Raw genomic sequence first — 20,598 nt, 5'->3', positions numbered from 1 at the left:
TCATTTTTAAAATCCGACAACAACGCCGATCATATATTGTTGAGCTTGAGGATATTGTCCTCTATCAACAGAATAACTTCTAGCAACTTCCGGATCAAATCCGCTATACTGCGTCAATGTAAACAAATTCTGTGCAGCCACATACACACGAATAGAAGGTTTGAATTGCTCTGTAAATCTCGGAGAGAAAGTATAACCTAGTTGAATATTTTTCAATCGTAGATACGATCCGTTTTCAACGTAATAATCAGAATTTCTAAAATTATTATTATTCCTTGTCAAATCAGAAGAAGGGATTGGCTGAGTGTTAGATGTATTCTCTCCTGCCCAATAATTATCAAGATATTCAACACGAACATTATGCTTACCATCAAATCTCATATAATAAAACTTTGCTGCATTATAAATCTCATTTCCTACAACACCTTGAAATAAAATACTTAAATCAAAATTCTTATATGTTGCATCAAATGACAAACCATACGTAATATCAGGAATTGGATTTCCAATAAATTCTCTATCATTCTCATCTATTACTCCATTATTATCCAAATCTTTAAATCTGAAATCTCCTGGTTTTGCTTCTGGTTGAATCAAATGTCCATCTTTCTTATAAGCATCAACCTCCGATTGATTTTGGAAAATACCATCTGTTACATAACCATAAAATTGACCATAAGGCATTCCAACTTCAGTCCGAATTGACTGCCCTATGGCTGTTGCCATATCAACAAAAACACCATCACAACTACCTATCAAAGCACTGGTTGTTCCTAAATTCGTTACTTTATTTTTAACGAATGACATATTTCCATTTATGCTATAAAAGAAATTGCCTTTACCTCCTTTAAATCCTGCAGTAAGTTCAAAACCCTTATTCTGCATTCCTCCAACATTACGTATAATACTGCCATATCCGGAAATATAAGGTATTTGTTGATCTAGTAAAATATCATTTGTTTTTCGAACATAATAGTCAGCAGTAATATTTAGACGATTATCGAATAGCCCTAAATCAACTCCTACATTCATCTGTTTCGAGGTTTCCCATTTTACTTCCCTATTACCTATAGCAGAAGGAGCGGCTCCATTGATCCTTTCTGGAACTTTCCCTAAAGTATAATATTGTTGCTGTGATATTGGAGTCAAATAAGGATAATAAGAAGATATATTTTCATTACCAATTGTACCGTATCCTAACCGAATCTTCACATTATTAAACCATTTTTGTTCCCATTTCTTAAAAAACATCTCTTCTGATAGTTTCCAGGCAATAGCCCCAGAAGGGAAATACCCCCACCTATTTTCTTTCAAAAAACGAGAAGAGCCATCAGTTCGAATACTAGCAGTCAACAAATAACGATCTAACAAATTATAATTAACACGTCCTAAATAAGATAACATAGTCAACTCAGCTCCACTTCCGCTATTCATCGGATTTTTCGTTGTTGAATCGAAATACCAAAATTCTTCTCTTTCAAGTGGAGTATCCTGTTTTGATGCCCAATAAGAATCAGATTTATAACTACGGGAAGAAATTGCTACCATGGTAGTCAAATCGTGTACATCATTAAAACAATGGTGATATGTCAACATATTATCGGCTGTCCAATCCGTTGTTCTAGTAGTCCCTCTAGAAACAGAATTCATCAATACCGAATTATCCGCCGTCTCATAATACACTGGTGTAAAGCCATTGCTATTAGAATTAACAATCTTGATTCCGAAACGAGAGGTAAAAACCAAATCCTTGGTCAAATTAAGATTTGCACTAAAGTTCCCTACAAAATAAAGAGACTTATATTTGCTGTTATTTCTAGCTATTCGACCTACAGGGTTTTCTAATCTTAATTTTGTAATACCTGTATAATAATTAGTCTCAGGATCAATGACAGGTATATCTGGAGGAGCTATTAAAGACGCTAAAAAAATACCATTAGAATCCATACTTTTAGAATTTGTCATTGATACAGAGAGGGATGTCTCTATATTCAAAAAATTAGTTGCTTCTATTTTATTACTCTGATTCAATGAAACTCGATCATAATTCATCGATTTTATAATTCCATCCTTCTTATAATAGTTCGCGCTGAATATGGATTGCATTCTCTGACTTCCTCCGGACATATTAATATTATAATTCTGGATTTGTCCCAAATGCGACACCTCATCATACCATTTTGTAGAATAAGGCATATTGGAAGTATCTGCATATAGAGGATCTTTACCTGCGTTTTTATAAGCTAAATTAGATAGTTCCGCATATTGAGAAGAATTCAACATTGTCGGTTTAGAAGCTAAATATTCTATTCCATAATATGCATCTATACCAATTTTCAATTCTCCCTTTTTCCCTTTTTTAGTTGTTATAACAATAACTCCATTTGCTCCACGTGAGCCATATATAGCACAAGCTGAAGCATCTTTTAATATCTCAATAGTTTCAATGTCTTTTGGATTCAAATATCCAATATCAGCCATAGGAAAGCCATCTACAACATAAAGAGGAGAAGAGTTGTTGAACGTACCAATACCTCGAATTTGAACAGAAACTCCTGCATTTGGAGCACCGGAATCCATTGAAATAGAAACACCAGCAGCACGCCCTTGCAAAGCTGCTATAGGAGATGAAGTTGCCATTTTTACAATATCTTCTGATTTTACAGATGAAATGGAACCTGTTAAATCTCTTTTTTTCATTGTTCCATAACCAATGACCACAATCTCTTCCAAGGCTAAAGTATCTTCTTTTAAAACAATAGTTATATTAGATTTATTTGTCGTTATTACTTCTTTTGTCAAATAACCAATATAAGATAACTGCAAAACAACAGTAGAAGATGATACCTCTAAAGTATATTTGCCATCCATATCTGTCACTGTCCCGTTTGCCGTTCCTTTCTCTATTACGTTCGCTCCTATTATCGGTTCACCATTTTCATCCTTTACAATACCACTTACCGTTTTTTTATTCTGCGATACACTTGGCAGTAAAACTAATTCTGTCGACAAAATAACCTTCTTATCCACTACCGAATACTTTACATTCGTTCCGGAGAAGATATGATCTAAGACTTTGAATATATCACTGTTTTCAGCATCAATCGAAACTTTACGATTCAGGTCGACATGCTTCGTGTTGAAAAAGAACGAGAACTCAGATTGGTTTTCTATTTCATCCAATACGGTTTGAACCGTTTGATTCTGCATTTTCAGGTTAACAGTTGCATTCTGAGCATAGCTATTTGCAGCTTGTGCCAAGCCAATCGAACAGAACAACAAGAATATGTATAACTTCATAACTCTTGGAATTTTGTTTAAGGTAAACCAAAATAACTCTGATACTACCCAAAACTGTTGGGTAATAAAATGTTTTTGCATAACTTTGTAGTGATCTAATTAATAAAAAATGATTTATTACCGCTTGTCGCCAAACAAGCATTTTAAAGTCAATTCATTTCATCCGGAAGAATACGCCAATATTTTTCCGGATGTTTTTTCTTTATGGGGGTCTGCTGGTGTGTTTCATGATACATTGCGTGTTTTAATGTGTTATTAAATTACTTTTAAATTGTGCCTAATAGATTTCAACCTTAGCCTTCTCATTCTCGATATTGTGCGTATCTAAATAACGCCATTTGATATTAGACGATATTTTAAATATTTCCAAGATACGCTCCAACCGCTGATGACTGAAAGACCCGGTAAAAGCTTCACCACGAAGACGATCATTGGATAATACGAAGGCTACATTAAACCGCTTCTCCAATATCCGTAAAGCTTCCGGTAAAGGGGTCGCATGAAAAACAATCTTTCCGTCTTTCCAAGCAATCTCTGACTCGCCGTTCGTTTCAGCCAATTGGACTCGGGAGGAAGAAGAGTCATAAGTTAGTTTCTGCCCCGGTTTCATCTGTATAGCCGTCATTCGACCGTTTTTCATGTAACCGAAACGAACTTTACCATTGATCAATGTAGTCGCAACAAAAGGATCTTTTTCAAAGGCTTCAACATTAAATGAGGTACCCAGCACCTCTATTTTTGTTTCATGGGGAGCAGTGATTTCAAGACCATGCTCCGGATCTTTCTGCACTTCAAAAAAGGCCTCTCCTTGCAATGTAACCCTTCTCTTGTCCTTATCAAAAAAAGAGGGATAAGTCAGTTTCGATTCCGAATTAAGATGGACAATAGAGCCATCCGGTAACTGAATCGTAGTCGTCATACCCGGATTCGTTTTTACTTCAATCATCTGAGCTATTTGGGGCGGACGTGGTCTCAGTGTTTGTATACCGAAAGCGATCAAAAGTGGAATAAACAGAATTGCTGCAACCCGTTGCAGTAAAGTAAGCATGCCCACTTGTGGACGGACACTGTCCTTGCTCATCTTTTGACAGACAGAAGATAGCGCTTTCTCCGTATCCACTTTCAACAATACCTGCATCGTATCTGTCGTCAGATAAAGGGTATGAACCTGTTTGGCAATCCGATAATTTTCATCCGATAACCTGATCCATTCTTCAACCTGCCGACATTCCTCGACTGTCGCTTCGCCAGAACAATAGCGAGGGAGAAGGTGCTCTATCATATCTGTATTCTGTGTTTCCATGTCTGTCTTTTATCCATGTTTATCTATTAGACAAGAGAAGTCAGACGGATTCCTAAACGTAAAGGTGTTTTTTTCAAAATTTTTTTGCCAAAAAGAGCTTTTTACTTGTTTATACCCTTAACTCAAGGTCCATTCGGAATTATTAAAATAGCACTGACCATCAAAGTACATTATCCTGTTAAGGAAACCTGATTTGCGGAATTTACACATTCTATAGTGCAAAACAAGTTTATTTGCGTAAACAAATAAAGAGTCATGGGAAAATTACAAATAAGTTTCGATGCCATGTTATGTCCCATATCGACCGCATTTCATCGATATATGTTCGACCGTATAAATTGGAACAACCGTCTGATAGGGTAATCGGTCCGCATGGTGCAGGAAGAACAAAAGTAATTGCAAGGCATTGAAAACGATTTTGTTGTAAAAGACGATATCGGACAAGATTATATGAATGTAATTTCCTTATGGCAATTCGGACAAACTTATTAATCTAAGTTCAGACATGGATTTCATAAGTATTTTGAATTTGCAGAATTAAAAATTACTTTTGTAACCAAAGATATGAAAAAAGAAATACTACAAACCACAGACGAGCGCTTTTTACTTTCAGCCATGCAACATGGGGATCTAAAAGCATACGGTGTTTTATTCAGAAGATACTATCCTATCTTGTGTGCATACGCCACTCGGTTTGTCGAACTGAAAGATGTAGAAGAGATCGTGCAAGACGTGATGCTATGGTTGTGGGAGAACCGGGAAACACAAACCTTCGAAACATCACTGAGCCAATATCTGTTCAAAACCGTTTACCATCGTGCAATTAATGTGATTGCTCACCATCATTCCCAACTAAGGGCCGATACCTTTTTCTACGAGAATATGCAGGAGATGCTGCAAGAGACCGATTATTACCAACTCGAAGAGCTAAAAAGAAGGATTAAGGAAGCGGTAGACGCTTTGCCTCCCATCTACCGGGAGGCCTTTGTCATGCACCGCTTCAAAAATAAAAGTTATAAGGAGATAGCCGAGTTCCTGCAAATATCCCCCAAAACGGTAGACTACCGGATCCAACAGGCACTGAAACAATTACGGATCACGTTGAAAGATTATTTGCCGCTGATCATGCTGTTGTTTCCTAAAAATATTCTGTCGTAAATGATTGAAGCGGCATAAAGCCGCTTTTTTTACATTAGCAAAAAAGATTACGAAGTAAAAAATGCCTGTAAATTTGGTGCTTTTCAAGTTTATCGATATTTTTGTATCAAAAATGATACTTAAATATATTTTCCTCTATGAAAAAATTATATGATACATATTCAATATATGAATTCTCAGATGAGAGTATTGTTAAGGAAATATGCAAGAGGGTTAAGGCTATACGACTTAGCTGTTGTTTTTCTCAACAAGAATTTGCGGACAAGGCGGGGGTATCCATCATTACAATTAAAAGAAAAGAATCTTGCAAAGTAAATGATATTGCCTTGAGTACGTTGCTTAAGATTTTGCGTATCAGTGGAACTCTTGAGGGTGTTGTCGGTCTTGTACCGGAACTTCCAGACTCTCCATTCCTTATCAATGAGAAAACAGGCAAGAGAATACAAAGAATTAATAGTAAACGTAAGATGGCATGAAGAAAGAACCAATTATAGTGAATGTATATTTGTGGGGAACTTGTATTGGCAAATTGAATTGGGATTTTGAGAAGCATTGTTCCGTATTCCAATTTACCGATGAATATAGGAAACAAGATTATGATATATGTCCTTCCACCCATCCCAAGAGAACCCCTTTGTTTGCGTCTTTTTATGGGAATAGGGATAAGTTATATCAAGGGCTTCCGGAATTTCTTGCGGACGCGCTTCCTGATAGATGGGGATCTTCCTTGTTTGACCAGTGGCTCACGGATAACAATATAAAGGTTACGGAATCATTACCCCTATTGAAACTTTCCTATATCGGTAAGAGGGCTATGGGAGCATTGGAATTTGAACCGGAATTTAATGATGATGAGATCCAAGAGACGGTGGATATGTCATCATTGGCAACATTGGCTTCTAAAATATATAATGATCGGGATGCTGCTGCCATATCGCCGGAGGATAGCCTCACGATGAAAAAGTTGGTATATCTTGGGACCTCTGCCGGTGGTATGCGCCCGAAGGCGGTGATTGCCTATAATACCGAAACGGGAGAGTTCCGTTCCGGCCAGGTGGATTTACCCGAAAATTACAGACAAGCCTTTGAAATGAATCGCTTCCAAGATATGACTTATAAAGAGATCGCCTCGCATCTAAACATATCCTCTAAAACTGTAGATTACAGGATTCAACAAGCATTAAAAATATTACGAATCAAATTGAAAGACTACATGCCGTTATTGATAGGGCTATTGACTTAAATTGGATCTACCCTTACACAGGGATATTCAGTAAATGCCTTTAAAAATAAGATGATCTATGAACCATTACCACCTGGTGGGGTACCCGAATATCAAGCAATTCAAGCGTTTCTTTATCCAAGAGGGCGTAGGCTTAGTAGGAGCTAACGACCTAAAGATCTATAATTTTACGATGTCGTATCCGATAGCCTGAAAAGAACCCCGAAGCCCAGGCAGGCGGGATTTCTCCCGTCCCCCTTTACATCTTCTATAATTTTTCTTCGTCCGCATTGCCATAATAGTTCTCACCTGCTACGCTCACATGGCCTAACAGACGGATGCCTAATCTCTCTACGGCTTTTTTAACTGCTTCCGTCAAGCGATCATCCGCATCGCTGGTTACGTGCTCCTGACGGATGGTTACGACGTGTAAACGATGAAATAAATGATCTATATGTCAAGAAGATTATTAACGAGATGGAAAATATCTCGTGGAAAAGCAATTGATATATGGTAGTATGGAAGGTTTCCTTCAGCCATTGAAGTATAAAAACTCTAACAAGCAGAGATAGGTATGTAGTATGAAAGAATAGACCTACAGGATGAAGATACACTTAAAGAGTATGACGGACGATTGGATGAAACTCCGAGTTTGTTTGCCAATAGGAAACCTATGCCTGGAGCAATTGAGGCAATGCATAAGCTACAGAAGTATTTTGATCTATACATATTATCATCTGCTCCGTGGAAGAACTATTCTGCTCCATCAGATAAAATACAATAGATTAGGACACATCTTGAAGATATATTTCATAAACGCATAATAATTAACGTGAGTTCGAAATAAAATTAGAACATAGCCAGTTGTCCGTCATTGACAAAGTTTACATTAATGGCGGGCTTCTTTTCAAAAAAGCAGTATGCTGCTATAGCGGACAAAGAGTTGGCTATAAAGTTATTGAATGAACGATGTCTGGAGTGTTCTATCTGTGCTATGTTCTTCAGTTCATCATTGACTGTTTCAATCAATGCTCTTTTTCTGAGCAAAATCTTGTCAGCGACACCCATCAGTGAGTTCCTCATATTATTTTAAACTTTAGTGACAAGCTGTATGCCATTAAGGAAAAGGTTCTCAAACAGAGCCTGACCTATATATCCTTTGTCTGCACATAGTTTTCCTTTGATGTTTTCCAAAAACTTACCCTGTTTCAACGGTTCTCGGTCATCCACGTTCCCAGGCGTGAACATGAAATTGAGGATCTCTCCTTTGTCATTGACTATCAGATGTGGCTTGAATCCGAAGAACCATCCCATAGAACATTTTCCACGCTCGGCAAGCCCTTTAAATGTCTTATGAATTAGGATTCTTTGGTTGCGGCATATACGCAAGGGAGTGGAGTCGACGAAACTGATGCCGGTACAGGTTCCCAGCAGGACTTTCTTGATGAAAATGGTCAGTGGAAGCAATACTTCCTTCTCCAGTTCTACAAAACGGTTATAAGAAACCTGACGCGGAAAAAGGTGTTTCAGATGTTTACAGACATACTCCTTGTAGTAATGCTTGAAACAACGGAAACCACTGGAGTGAAACAGGATTAGAATAACCATAATCTCAGCGTCACTCATACGGTTGGGTTTGTTACGATGCCTGGTCTTCTTATCCTCAATCATATATTTTTCCTGTTGCAACGCAAATTCCCTTGCAAAAATCATCGGCCATACAATAAATCTCTGTAACTTTAGACTCTGGAAACATAGTGGTAATCGTTTAAATGTTATAATTCAGCACTATAAATTTAATACTTTTATCGCTATCTCCTTAATTATTAGTGAAATATATTTATTCTTATTTCGAACTCACGTTAAATAATATTTCGGACGTTTTTTAGTATATACTAAAAATAGTATTATGAAGTTATTGACCGCCCTCCGCGGGACTAGAGGTCGTGCATGAGGCTTTCAAATCATCGTTCCAATCCTTATTTTCCGAAAGTTCGACGTTTTTTAATTCATGCACCTTGTCGCGGAGTTCATTTTCGCTCAGGCTCTCGATGTCAGTAGTGTCGCCATAGAAGTGACGATGCAGCCATAAGGTGTATTTGTACCCTTGTTTGTCGTTGTCAAAGATGCTTCGAAGCTCTTTCACCTGATTCTTGTCAAGGATTAAGCGTAACAGCTTCATCTGTCCTTCCGTGAATGTATCCCTCCGTAGATACATATACAAGATTGAGGTTACTTCCGGAATGGAGTAATTGATAGTGGGAGATGCAGTCTATAAACGACTCCCCGAGGTAGAGAATGTCTATCGGGCGGCTTTTATCGTGGTTGCTGGTTGCCAAACAGTCGAACTTGCCGCCGATGACTCCCTTAAAGGCTTCATTCCGTTGTGAAATGGCTTCCACGCCTTTTTCACTGTACATCTTCACACATACATTCCGATAGACGCTTCCTAGGTTTTTTACCTCACGAATAAAAAACGTGTTATTGAACACCGGGCTTTCAACACTCTCTTTTGAGATACCTCTTTTCCGGAGGTAGTTGCCCTTGTAGGGTTGTAGCTGACGCAAGTAGAATTGAAGCTCGTCCGGTCTCAGGCTTGTGTTGCCTACATCATACCGGCTTTTTTCGGGTGTCGTGATACGGTTGGTGTTGATGTAGTTCTGAAGGATCTCCCCCACCTCGCGCAAGGTCGGCATTTTTCCGGTTGCTTCAAGCAAGTGCTCTTGCATCAGATCCATGATGCTACGTCCACGCACGTTGTCACTATGCACATCCCAATAAGTATATTGGTTCTGTGAGTTCCGCTTGATGACAATGGTGTGCGTTCCGTTGCTCATCTTAGGACAGGCGTTGGAAGAGCCTTCCACGATTTTCCATCCCAGTTCCAACAGGAAATCGGGTAGAGAAATGGTTGTTTTTATCTGGTTGAAATCGACTTTCATAATATTTACTGATGTTCGTTGAATTCTCATCTATGTGATTTTAGATTATAAATGAGAAAGATTATCTTTCATAAAGATAATAAAGTTTACTCAAACATGAAAGAGAAAACACCTGATTTTTTAATACAGTTGTTTTTTATGAGGAATCGTATTTGAAAAGAGGAGGTTCATCAAGGGAAAGCCGTGCTTCGTCAAGGATAACTAAAAATTAAGGGATAACATTTCGGAATTCTCTTAAGATCTCGACCTTTTCCTCATCCAGTCTTCTCTGTTTCGACATACGATATTCCTCATGCTGAATAGGGCGATTGAACAAAATCGTATAACGGGTCTTTCCCAGATTATATTTGAAATCACCGACCTTGCCATTTACATCCAGTCCGAAATTGAACGGAATAGGCGACTTCAAAACATCAATATGGTAATTAAAACTCATATCCATGCTATGTTGTCCACCTACGATAAAACTATATCGATCCATATCCAATCGAAAAGGCAGGATCTCAATTTGGTGATTTTTCGCCACGAAATCAGCGGATATATGATCGATCATATTGCGCTCCCGATCTTTAAAACGAAGTTTACTTGCTATCTGATGAAAGGTTTCATTCGTAAACAATACCATATTCTTACCGTCCAACGAGCAAACGGCCGACAATGCGCTCAGGTCTACGTTCAACGTGGAATCGATCGGGCAATAGGCAGCCAAATCACAATCCAAGACTCCATCAATGGAATTCAACATCGGAAACAAAGTCCCCATCGCAGGAAATACTTTACGCAGTTTACCCACTTGTATCTGGCTTAAATTCCAATTCAAATAGACATCGGATCGCTTCGTACTTTGGTTCTTATACAAAAGTTGCAAGTAAGTATTTCCCATATTCGTTCGCACTGAAAAATCACAATATGCGCTTCGTTCCTTTAAGGAGACCTTCCCGCTCACCTCGTTCATATCAAAATCAGAAAAAATCATTCTATGGGCATTTAAAGAAAGGGATAACATCCAGTTCTCCGGAATATCCAGCAATTGGTTCGACAAATTCGTCCAAGAATCTTGATTTTCTTCCATCTTCCGGATCGCCTCATTCAAGTCTCCCACGTTCAGCAAGCTGATCGGATCCTCCTGTTTCGTACGCCGATCTCCTTCAAGCCCTTTTCCCCGCATCAAGGCTTGCCTCAACTCATTCCAATCCAGTTGATCCGAACGCAACGAGAGATCCGCCTCGATCAGCCGCTTTTTCATGCCGTCCCGCGGATAAGTCACGATCTCTCCATTCAGCACCGCATCCGATTTACCGGCTTGTATCTCCGCATTATTCAATATCAACCGATTGTTTTTAAACCCCAATTGAGTATTCTTCATATTCACCTGTACAGGAAACTGTCGGGAGAAAGAACGTAGCTGCTCAAAAGTCAAGATTCCTTTGACCTCGCAATTACTGAACAACTCATCCAGATTTGCCAAATGTGCCCATCTCGTTTCCTTGTCAGGATAAAGTTCAGAAACAACACGGCTTCTCAAAACTTTCATCGCCTGTTGACTCGGGAGATTCAAGTATTCCAAAGAGTCGGAAGTAAACGCAAAAGCCAAGGCGATCTTCCCCTTATCCTGTTCCGCGGGCTTAACCCCCAAATGCAATTCGGTTTTTCCGGATAGAAAAGCGACTTGACCGGATTGATTCGATTGCAAACGCCCCACTCTCAAATGTGTAGTAACCGGAGTAATCGCGTTTGTGTCTTGCTGAAGCCCCGTGTTAGAAGCTAAATCTAGATCCGAGAGTGCCACTTGAGTCGTCCCCAGCCGCATATTCATCGTGTCTATCCGCAAGGAAAGCCCAAGAACCTCTCTTTGCCGGATAAAACGACTTTTATTCGGCCGATAACCAATTTCCCCATACGTGTTTTCGGCAAAGAAAGACAATCCATACACATCACTCCGCACATGAATCCGATCGATATCCAACAAGCCCTCCCCCCAAATACGTTCGTACCGTCCTTTCTGCAAATCTTTGCCGGTAAACACCAAAGATAAATCGGATCGAAGGCGACCGAACAATTGGATCGTATCCGGGCTAAAGAATTCTTCGCCCAACCGGGTAAAATCCAAATCGCTCTGTATACTCAAGTCACAAAAAGGATTCTGAAACAAATTTTTGACCAACGCTTTCCCCTTGACTAGGCAATTCAAGCCGGAAACATTCAAGTCCTTGATTTCCATGGTCGCATCTTCCGGATGTAAAGATGGATATGAAAACGAAAAATCCAAAGCGACCGAATCCAGCCCGTGCGGTTCTTTCTTTTTTACAATAGAGCCATCTGTCAATGAGCCTGATAGATGAACATCCGGAAACGAGCGCTCATCTAAATACCCTTTAAAGGTTGTTGCCAGAGCGGTATTTCCTTTCAATGTATAGGATTGGAATTTAGAGGCATAGGGCTCTGGAACGTACGTCAGCAGCTCCTCCAAATCGGAGGCGGATAAGTTCAAGGAAGCATCCATCCATAAACGTTTGGATGACTCTTGCCGGAAAGAACCACTCAACTCAAATGGAAGGTTCCGAATAAGAAGTTTAGCCGATTCCACCCGGACAAGCCTCTTCTGCCAATCAGCATGGAAAAGACATTCCAACGAGACCGGGGAATCATTCCGCAACAAATTACCACCCGTTTGCAAACGGGAGGAATCGCATGCACAAGAGAGGGCGAGGCGCCCATTATCCGAAATGAGCATTCCACTTAGTGCCAATCGCATTCCGATACAATCTAAACGTGTCTTTTGTTCGATATTCTCCACAACCCAATGTCCATCCTCCAAGGCTAATTGCCGGATCTCCATGCGTAAATCCTCAAAGAGAGAGCCTACCGGACTTTTTTGAGGTATCCGGTCCTCGTACAGGAGATCAAATGGCTGATTATCACCAAGCCGCACATAAAGATCCGGACACTCAAGCGAAAGCTCTTTGAGCGTTATCAAACCTTTCTGCCAATAATCCATCGCGTTCACGCGAACCAGCAACTTATCAAACTCGACCTTCAGTTTCGGTTTCTCCGGGAAAAGCGTATCAGCCGGGGCGGAATAGCTTCCCCCTATAATGGCAATTCCGGCCAAAGGCCAAGTTTCCCAGTAAGTAAGTTCCACAGAATGGCAATCGAATTCGCCTTTCACATATTTGGCCATTTCTGTAATCAACAAGGATTTCAAGCGAGTCGGGGGCAACACAAAACTGCTTATCACCCAATAAGCCAATACAGGAAATATAAAAAAGAGAGAAAGTAAAAAACAAGCTCCCCCGATATACCATTTAGAACGTCCTCTCATAATAATCACTTTCAATTAGAAGCAGATACCTATACCAATTGAATGTTTGGTCTTTGCCACCCGATCCGAAGCATTATAAGTAGTCGCGTTTTCTGTCTTTAGCAAGAAACGATATTGAATAGTATATCGCAAAGCCAACCGATCCTTTAATAATTTCACCAAAAGTCCGGTCTCACAGGGTATCGAGACATAAGATAAACCACTTTCTTCAATCCGCAACACCTCTTTGTGTTGTACCATACCTGCTCCCACGAAAAACCAGACAGGTAACTTCGCAGAGGCTCTTGCCACCCGAAAAGTCCCCCCCCATAGTCATTCCCCATTCACACATATCAACCTTGTCTTCATTATTCTCAGCTTCTATTTTAAATACGGTTGGATGTAAAAAAACACTGGAATACATACCAACTCCCCGGTTCAAATAAGTCCCGGAAGAAATACCGATAGGAGCTTGCTTAAAACCATACTCATAAACAATAACACGTCCTTTTTGCTTACGTAAGGATAAACGGTTAAAAATCCGCTGCGTCCGTTTGCTTACGTTCTCCGAATCAAGGCAATTCTGCGCTACCATCCTATCAAATAATTCCATGGCCTTTTCCCGTTCCCCGTTTTTATAATAAGCTTCTGCCTGTTCTGCACACAGGCTACAATCCGATAGATATAATTGCTCCACATCCCGTTTTCGCACCTGTATCGCTTGGTCATTCGGATTCAACATCAATGCCTTCATCAAGTGTGTCCGTGCCGTATTATAGTCTGAGCATTTCACGGCAGATTCCGCTCGCTCCAAATAGGAGGTAATCGCGTCTATATCCGCAATCCGTTCTTTCAAATCCGTATCCACCGGCCGGTCCGAGCATTCCAAGGCCGTCATATATTGTTCTCGGGCCTCTTGATACATACCCTGTTGGAAGAAATTCCGGCCGCGTTTACGAAATTCGGCGTAACAACCATTGACGAAAGCCTCGTTTGGATCAAATAAAGAATATTGTCTCAATTCTTTCGGAGCCATTTCCACCTCAAAGGTAAGTGAGTTATAACCGGGAGCAAGTACAGAAAGCTTGCGCCCCCTATACTTACGCCCTACCTTAAATCGGATATAGTAAACCGTATTATCCCCCTTTTTCTCCGTAAGATACACGTCCACCGTCTCTCGTAGACTCGATTGGAAGCTCAACGAGATCTCACTCGGGCAAAAAAAGACCATCCCAGCCTCGTTGTCCTTACCTGAAAACACGCTTATCCCCGACGGGATCTCTCGATAGGCCATCGAACGCTGTCCCCAGGCCGAGAGACAACACAGCAAGCCTCCTAATACAAACAAAACATATACCTTCATAAAACCTCCTTATCCTTACGCAAGGATATCAGAAACAGATTCCGATACCGATCGCATGCTTTGTCTTCGTAATCTTATCCTTATAATCTCCGCTCAAGGGGAAACGATATTGGAAGGTGTATTTCAAGGCCAGCCTTTGCCAAATCTTTCCTAACACACCAACCTCCCCGGATAAAGAGGTATAGGTATCAAATACTTTCTCCCTCTCTACAGGATCCACCGAAGCATCACCGGAGTAATCCGGATAATAATCCTCAGCCTCTTCGTCTACGAATTCGCCGTTCATGACAATACCGGGACCGAAAAGTAACCAAATCGGAGCCGCCTGTACCGGTTTTATCGTAAAGCCGACCGAAGTACCTATCTCAAAATTAGCCACCTCATAATCTTTCTGTATCGCCTTGAAGACATCCGGATGGAACGATAAGCTCCAATACCCGCTCGTTCGCTTATTCTTATATCTACCGAAAGAAATACCGATAGGGCTTGCTTAAAACCATACTCAAACGTCCATACAGAAGCCCTTTGTTGGCGGGAACTTATTTTCGCCTGAAGTACCCCGATCCGGCGAGCGGCAAGCTCCGAGTTGAAACAGTTCATTTCAACAACCTTCTCGTACAGCTCTACCGCTTTCTCGTAATCACCGTCATTAAAATAAGACTCGGCAATCCCCGAATAACGATTACAGTCCATGGTATACATATTCTCCACATCTAATCTGCGAGCCTGTACCGCCTTATCATTCGGATTCAGCAACAAGGCTTTCAAATAAAACTCACTGGCCTCCGTATAATCCAGGATTTTCACCTTTTGTTCCGCCTGCCGCAAGAATGAAGCGATCGAGTCGATATCCGCTATGCACGGACTTGAAATCATGGGCATCGGTTTACTGGATGTTGTCAACAACAAGTGCATGATGCTGCGTGCCCATCAGACAATAGGAAACTCCGCGCTGAAGATGAGGAACAAGACACTCGTCGAATATTACATCAGTGTTATGAAGCGGTATTCAAAGAAACTGCTGAGTATCACTGATATAGTAGTGGCTGACGCTTTTTTCTCCACATCCACGTTCGAGAAGGGCATGTCGGAGCTTGGCTTCTATATAGTCAGCCGCTTCCGTGACAACGCTTGTCTGCATTACATTCCCAAGAAGGAAAAGAAGCGTGGACGACCAAGGGTTAAGGGAGACAAGATTGACTTGGCAAACCTCAACCTCTCATGCATGGAAGAACTGCACATTGACGGACTGGACGGAAAGGCGTACACCCTCGAGGCTTATGCCAAGGCTCTGAAAAGGAGGGTGCGACTTGTCATCTGGCGAATGCCCGGCGGAAAGTGCAAGTTGTTCTTTTCGATAAAACTCTCAATGACGGGTGAGGAAGTATTGAAGACTTACCGCACTCGTTTCCAGATAGAGTTCTGCTATCGCGACAGTAAGCAGTTTACGGGACTTATGGATTGTCAGGCAAGACACAAGAGACAGTTGGACTTTGCGTTCAACGCATCGTTCGCCTCACTGAATGCCGCCAAGGTCTTCATGAAAGACAATGGTATGGACAATTCCATGGCAAAAATTAAGTCGTTGATGTTCAATGCGAACTATACGAAATTAATTTTCGACATGTCCCGATGCCAACCGAACCGAACTTTAATTAGTAAGATTGTCAAAGAACTCATTGGATGGCAGCCTAAGGCTGCGTAGCCATATACTCAAATTTTAACGAACTATTGACCGAGAAACAACATCAAAAACTTTGCAGAAGTCATCCGTAATACAGAAAATCTCAGTAACTTTGTCCTCGGTAATCATAGCAATTATTGTCTGTAAACTTTTGATATTTAACACTCTAAGATTACAACAATTTTTCGCTAATCACCATTTTTCAGGCACTTATATTTCGTCGAACTCACGTTAAATTATTTAATATACATACAATCTTGGATACTTGCTTAGACCTTATTGCTCTTCAATATACTTGCATGATTGTGATGGCCATGCTTGCATTTTTTGTGTTTGTGTCGCGCTACTATGTAACTTGCCGTAACAGACAGTTTGAGCAGTCGCGTTGGATGATTGTTGTGGCATTACTATTGTTTGTTGTACACTACATGTGTCAGATGCGGTTGGGTTGGCGACAACAGGGGAACGATGTGGGTGTTCTGTTTAATCTGCTGTTTTATTCGCCTTCGGCTATTTTGTTGTCATGGTCGCAGCTTAATATTCTGCGCGCTAGGCATAGACGTTGGAGTTTTATGCGCTATGGCGTTGTTGGATATGCTCTTATGGTATTGTGCATAGTCGCAGGTGTTATTTCAAATGGCAGTCTGCATATTGGTCCTATGCTATATGTTGCTGATACTATTCATTTCTTTACTCTATTGTATTATACATGGGCACCGCTGAGGGAACTTGGTAATGTTCAACGTCGGCTCGACAGTGAACATGGTAATCCTGCAGATGCCTACCTGCGCACTATGCGCTTTGGGCTTTTTGTGGTGTGTGCTTTTGCTGTAATTTCGCCTCTTTATATATTGTCGCGGCCGCTGCTCTTTGTCTTTGGACCTTTGGGATTGATTTCGCTTTCGCTGTTTATTGTTAGTTTTACGGCGCTTGGATTTAGTATGTCCGAGGGAGTAACTGAGATTGTTACCGAGACTAACGACGAGATAGCCGCTGCTAAAGTCTTTAGGGAGATTGGGCCTGAGCGTATTGCCGAAATAGATATGGCGGTAAGCAAATGGCGAAGCGAGGGCGGTTTTAGAGATAGCGACTTGACATTATCCTCGTTTGCTCGTCGCATAATGGTTAATCGTACCGACGTTGCTTCGTATCTGACTTCCATATATGGTAAGAATTTCCGTACATGGCTTTCGGGTATTCGCGTGGAGGAGGCAAAGGCACTCATGGCTGCACACCCCGAATATAGTAACGAGGTTGTTTCTATGGAGTGCGGTTTCTCGTCGCGTGTGTATTTTCAGCGTCTGTTCAAGGAAAGGACGGGCTTGACTCCCGCCGAGTGGCGCCGTCAACGGTAATATGCTGGTTATGTGTGCGTTTGCTACTGAATGTAAGGTGTAACTTTTGTACGAAGGTTACATAATAAGGCAAAGTGTAACCTTTCTTACTGTGACGTATCCTTTCTATAAGAGTGACACATAAGTGATGTCTTTGAGGTTTTTGATGGTTGATGCTCCTGTATCTTTGCATGAGGAAATTCAAACAATTCAAACATAAATTCTCAAAAACAATTCACTATGCAAAAAACCTATCTTTATTTAATGGTGTGTGTCATAGGGGCTATGTCTTTAGCTTCGTGTTCCGAAGATTCTATTTCTCCTGATGCTGGTGGCGATGGCGACAGCACTACCGAAGTGCCTTTGGCACAAGTTGCAAAACCCAAACCTAACCCTTGGCTTGCACAGGAAGAGTATAGTATTACGCACTTCAATTCGGCTCAGACTGATGCTTTCTCGTCTGCTGTCAAGGATGGAACTTTCAATATCGATCTTTCCAAGTGTCAGATGACATGGAGCGGTCCTGTTAATTTGATGACTCTTGCTTCGACTTCGCCCAATTATATGTGGGGTATGAGTAGCGACCGCGTGTCGTATCTTGACATAAGCGACGGCAAACTTGAAAGGGTTGCCGAGGCTGGCTTGCCAGGGATTACAATGAAGACCCAGGAGCAACTGACACGTATAATTGCCGATCATGCTACTTACGACGAACTTTCCAAGACGGTTACCGATATATTGGGTCCGGCGCCACAAATGTCTATGGCCAACGGTAATTATGTCTTGTGCGACAAGGATAACTATGCTTACACCAATGCAGGTCAGGTAATGGCACGCTATCGCCTTGCCAATCCTAATAATCCCAAGGATGGTATCATGTTGGATCATCAGATAAGACTTACGAATTTTACCTTCGGCTCTTTTACACTCGTAGGCGCTACTATGACCTATGACGGACACCTTGTTGTGGCTGCTCAGAACGGACTTCTTGTGCTGAATCGTGCTCTTACTACAATCGAAGATTCATACCCTCTTCCATCAGACCAGATTCTCACCAACTCTATCTGCATCGACGAGAATGGCGGTGTTTACGTAGCAAGTAACAGCCGCACACCAGGCGGAAAAGGCCTTATGCAGAAACTCATCTGCAAGGACGGCAAAATCTCCACCTCCCAGGCTGATGGTGCATGGCAAGCCTATTACGACGGTGGTCCGCAAGCACCATGTATCAAACTCGGACATGGCACTGGTTCAACGCCTACACTTATGGGCTTTGGCCAAGACAAGGACAAGCTGGTAGTTATTACCGATGGCTCTAAGCGTATGAAACTGGTAGCTTTCTGGCGTGACGAAATCCCCTCAGACGCACAGCAAGTGGTAGGATACGACAAGCGTATAGCCGGAGTGCACGAGGTTACATGTGGTCTTGGAACATCAACAGAGTGGATACAGTCTGAGCAGTCTGTTGTAGTAGGCGGCTATGACGCCTTTGTTGTAAACAATATTAATGTTACCAATCAGGAAATAAACGACAAGATTATTGGTGTAATCGCTATTGGTCCTATTGTCAAAGGCCCTCAAGGTGCCGAGTGTGTACGTTGGAATACAAAGGAGAAAAAGTGGGAGAGTAAGTGGACGCGCAGCGATGTAAGTTCTGTAAGTATGATTCCTGCCGTAAGTATCAAGTCAGAGATGGTATTTGTATGTGGCTGGAACGATGCTTCGGGCTGGGAAGTTACAGGACTTGACTGGAAGAGTGGTGCCACACGTCACCGCAGCATATTGGGCAAGAACAACCGAGCCAATGGTGCCTACGCCATCATTCAGTATCTTGCTAACGGCGACCTTTTATTCAACTCTGTTGCCGGACCAATCCGCGTAAAATATTGAGATAATTTAATCATCATATAACAGTTATGTCAATACTTCACTAAAAAATTACCGAAGTATTGTTATGGTGGACTGTCGGCTGAAAAAAGGCTCTCCGGCTAATTACTTTATAATTGAGGCGGTACAGTGTTGGATGAATAAAGAGGGCAAGACAGAAACGCTGTCTTTGCTGCGAGGCATGTCTATATTTTATTATGATGCATGGATATATGGAAGTTCTTTGGAATTGCGTAAGCGGAATGTGCATCATGACCGTATTTATGATATTTGCCCGGCGGTTATCTATCCGAGAATGAAAGTGATACCCGAACTTACGAGGAATGGATTTAAGGGTGCCTTTTATGATATTTGTCCGAGTTCCTTCTTTATGACATTATTAACTGATAATCGGATGGAGATATTATATAAGGCAGGGCAAATGAATTTGTTCTTGAGATTTTTAGAGAGAAAATACGGTATGGATAAGTATTGGACATATATAAAAATCTGTTTAAGGCATAACTATGTGATACATGATGCGGACTTGTGGCTGGACTATGTGGATATGCTGATAGAAAATAAATTAGATGCAAGAAATCCTCATTATTTGTGTCCGTTAAATGTAGAAGAAGCGCATGATTGGGTGATGGGGAAATGTAAGAAAAAATATTCTGAAAAGGATGAAAAAGACTATATTGCTGCCAAATCACGTTTCTTTAATCTTTCGTTTGCGGATGGAAATATTATGGTTCGGGTATTGGAAAGCCTTTCGGACTTTTATAAAGAGGGAAAGTTGCTGCATCATTGTGTATTCAGCAACGCCTATTATAAGAGAGAAGATTCGTTGATAATGTCGGCAATGGTGGATGGAAGGCGCATGGAAACGGTGGAGTTTTCACTTAGCAGGATGGAGGTGTGCCAGTGCCGTGGAAAGTCTAACCAATTATCAGCCTATCATGATCGGATTCTGAATTTGGTACGGGATAATATACCGTTGATAAGAGTAAAGCCAAGCCTTTGTCTTGATTGAAATCAGAGTGGAACACAGAACGTTTCCGCCGCCTATGGCGGCAGAAACGTTTTTAGTTACCTTTGCTGTAGGCATAAGAAGCAAGCCGTTTT

The 20,598-nt window shown here is 41.1% G+C and carries 16 protein-coding genes and 3 pseudogenes; 8 read left to right on the top strand and 11 right to left on the bottom strand.

The annotated features are described in order from the left end of the window. Positions 1 to 6: 6 nt before the first annotated feature. The gene (locus NBH07_RS21195; protein ID WP_122128830.1) at positions 7 to 3,381 is read right to left on the bottom strand and encodes a TonB-dependent receptor; all 3,375 of its coding nucleotides are present in this window, start codon (positions 3,379 to 3,381) and stop codon (positions 7 to 9) included. 196 nt (positions 3,382 to 3,577) lie between these two features. Continuing rightward, positions 3,578 to 4,603 (bottom strand): FecR family protein, encoded by a 1,026-nt coding sequence (locus NBH07_RS21190; protein WP_122128832.1) that lies wholly within the window; start codon positions 4,601 to 4,603, stop codon positions 3,578 to 3,580. 564 nt (positions 4,604 to 5,167) lie between these two features. Between NBH07_RS21190 and NBH07_RS21185 the strand changes: the two genes are divergently transcribed. The 4 genes from NBH07_RS21185 to NBH07_RS22530 all read left to right on the top strand — a co-directional run bounded on the left by NBH07_RS21185 (position 5,168) and on the right by NBH07_RS22530 (position 7,197). Then, positions 5,168 to 5,761 (top strand): RNA polymerase sigma-70 factor, encoded by a 594-nt coding sequence (locus tag NBH07_RS21185; protein ID WP_008781223.1) that lies wholly within the window; start codon positions 5,168 to 5,170, stop codon positions 5,759 to 5,761. Positions 5,762 to 5,898: 137 nt separating this feature from the next. After that, the gene (locus NBH07_RS21180; RefSeq protein WP_008781224.1) at positions 5,899 to 6,237 is read left to right on the top strand and encodes a helix-turn-helix transcriptional regulator; all 339 of its coding nucleotides are present in this window, start codon (positions 5,899 to 5,901) and stop codon (positions 6,235 to 6,237) included. Further along, entirely contained in the window at positions 6,234 to 7,004 is a 771-nt protein-coding gene (locus NBH07_RS21175) for a sigma factor-like helix-turn-helix DNA-binding protein (protein ID WP_122145455.1), read from the top strand. The genes NBH07_RS21180 and NBH07_RS21175 overlap by 4 nt, the downstream gene beginning before the upstream one ends. Before the next feature lie 58 nt (positions 7,005 to 7,062). Next, complete coding sequence (locus NBH07_RS22530) at positions 7,063 to 7,197, top strand: hypothetical protein (protein WP_008781134.1); 135 nt, start codon at positions 7,063 to 7,065, stop codon at positions 7,195 to 7,197. A 54-nt stretch (positions 7,198 to 7,251) separates the two neighbouring features. Here the strand turns inward: NBH07_RS22530 and NBH07_RS21170 are convergent, their stop codons facing one another. From NBH07_RS21170 to NBH07_RS21130, 8 genes and pseudogenes are all read right to left on the bottom strand, one after another. After that, entirely contained in the window at positions 7,252 to 7,362 is a 111-nt protein-coding gene (locus NBH07_RS21170; RefSeq protein WP_233555018.1) for a hypothetical protein, read from the bottom strand. Positions 7,363 to 7,832: 470 nt separating this feature from the next. Then, positions 7,833 to 8,739, bottom strand: a pseudogene (locus tag NBH07_RS21165) (IS982 family transposase). A 159-nt stretch (positions 8,740 to 8,898) separates the two neighbouring features. After that, positions 8,899 to 9,925, bottom strand: a pseudogene (locus NBH07_RS21155) (toprim domain-containing protein). 208 nt (positions 9,926 to 10,133) lie between these two features. Beyond that, complete coding sequence (locus tag NBH07_RS21150; protein ID WP_122128836.1) at positions 10,134 to 13,247, bottom strand: hypothetical protein; 3,114 nt, start codon at positions 13,245 to 13,247, stop codon at positions 10,134 to 10,136. Between the two features lie 15 nt (positions 13,248 to 13,262). Further along, on the bottom strand, positions 13,263 to 13,487 hold the full coding sequence (locus NBH07_RS21145) for a hypothetical protein (RefSeq protein WP_134820250.1): 225 nt from the start codon (positions 13,485 to 13,487) through the stop codon (positions 13,263 to 13,265). Further along, on the bottom strand, positions 13,456 to 14,589 hold the full coding sequence (locus tag NBH07_RS21140; RefSeq protein ID WP_122128838.1) for a tetratricopeptide repeat protein: 1,134 nt from the start codon (positions 14,587 to 14,589) through the stop codon (positions 13,456 to 13,458). The genes NBH07_RS21145 and NBH07_RS21140 overlap by 32 nt, the downstream gene beginning before the upstream one ends. A 28-nt stretch (positions 14,590 to 14,617) precedes the next feature. After that, complete coding sequence (locus tag NBH07_RS21135; RefSeq protein ID WP_008781137.1) at positions 14,618 to 14,968, bottom strand: hypothetical protein; 351 nt, start codon at positions 14,966 to 14,968, stop codon at positions 14,618 to 14,620. Then, positions 14,950 to 15,465 carry a tetratricopeptide repeat protein gene (locus NBH07_RS21130; protein ID WP_158593296.1) on the bottom strand — a complete coding sequence of 172 codons (516 nt, stop codon included), beginning with the start codon at positions 15,463 to 15,465 and terminating at the stop codon, positions 14,950 to 14,952. Before NBH07_RS21130 ends, NBH07_RS21135 begins: the two co-directional genes overlap by 19 nt. Between NBH07_RS21130 and NBH07_RS21125 the strand changes: the two genes are divergently transcribed. After that, a complete protein-coding gene (locus NBH07_RS21125; RefSeq protein ID WP_250833591.1) occupies positions 15,464 to 16,294 on the top strand; it encodes a hypothetical protein in 831 nt (276 codons plus the stop codon). The genes NBH07_RS21130 and NBH07_RS21125 overlap by 2 nt on opposite strands. Before the next feature lie 42 nt (positions 16,295 to 16,336). Here the strand turns inward: NBH07_RS21125 and NBH07_RS22785 are convergent. Beyond that, positions 16,337 to 16,402 (bottom strand): annotated as a pseudogene (locus tag NBH07_RS22785) (transposase); the annotation flags it as partial. A gap of 128 nt (positions 16,403 to 16,530) precedes the next feature. Between NBH07_RS22785 and NBH07_RS21120 the strand changes: the two are divergent. From NBH07_RS21120 to NBH07_RS21110, 3 genes are all read left to right on the top strand, one after another. Beyond that, on the top strand, positions 16,531 to 17,628 hold the full coding sequence (locus NBH07_RS21120) for a helix-turn-helix domain-containing protein (RefSeq protein ID WP_122128842.1): 1,098 nt from the start codon (positions 16,531 to 16,533) through the stop codon (positions 17,626 to 17,628). Positions 17,629 to 17,847: 219 nt separating this feature from the next. After that, positions 17,848 to 19,497 (top strand): hypothetical protein, encoded by a 1,650-nt coding sequence (locus tag NBH07_RS21115; protein WP_008781141.1) that lies wholly within the window; start codon positions 17,848 to 17,850, stop codon positions 19,495 to 19,497. Positions 19,498 to 19,888: 391 nt separating this feature from the next. Further along, positions 19,889 to 20,506, top strand: coding sequence for a PcfJ domain-containing protein (locus NBH07_RS21110; protein ID WP_250833590.1), 618 nt, complete (start codon positions 19,889 to 19,891; stop codon positions 20,504 to 20,506). Positions 20,507 to 20,598: the final 92 nt, after the last annotated feature.

The organism is Parabacteroides sp. B2-S-102 (assembly GCF_023656665.1).
Lineage (GTDB): Bacteria > Bacteroidota > Bacteroidia > Bacteroidales > Tannerellaceae > Parabacteroides > Parabacteroides distasonis.
Note: the sequence above shows the minus strand (reverse complement) of the source record. Positions and strands in the feature narration are given on the sequence as shown.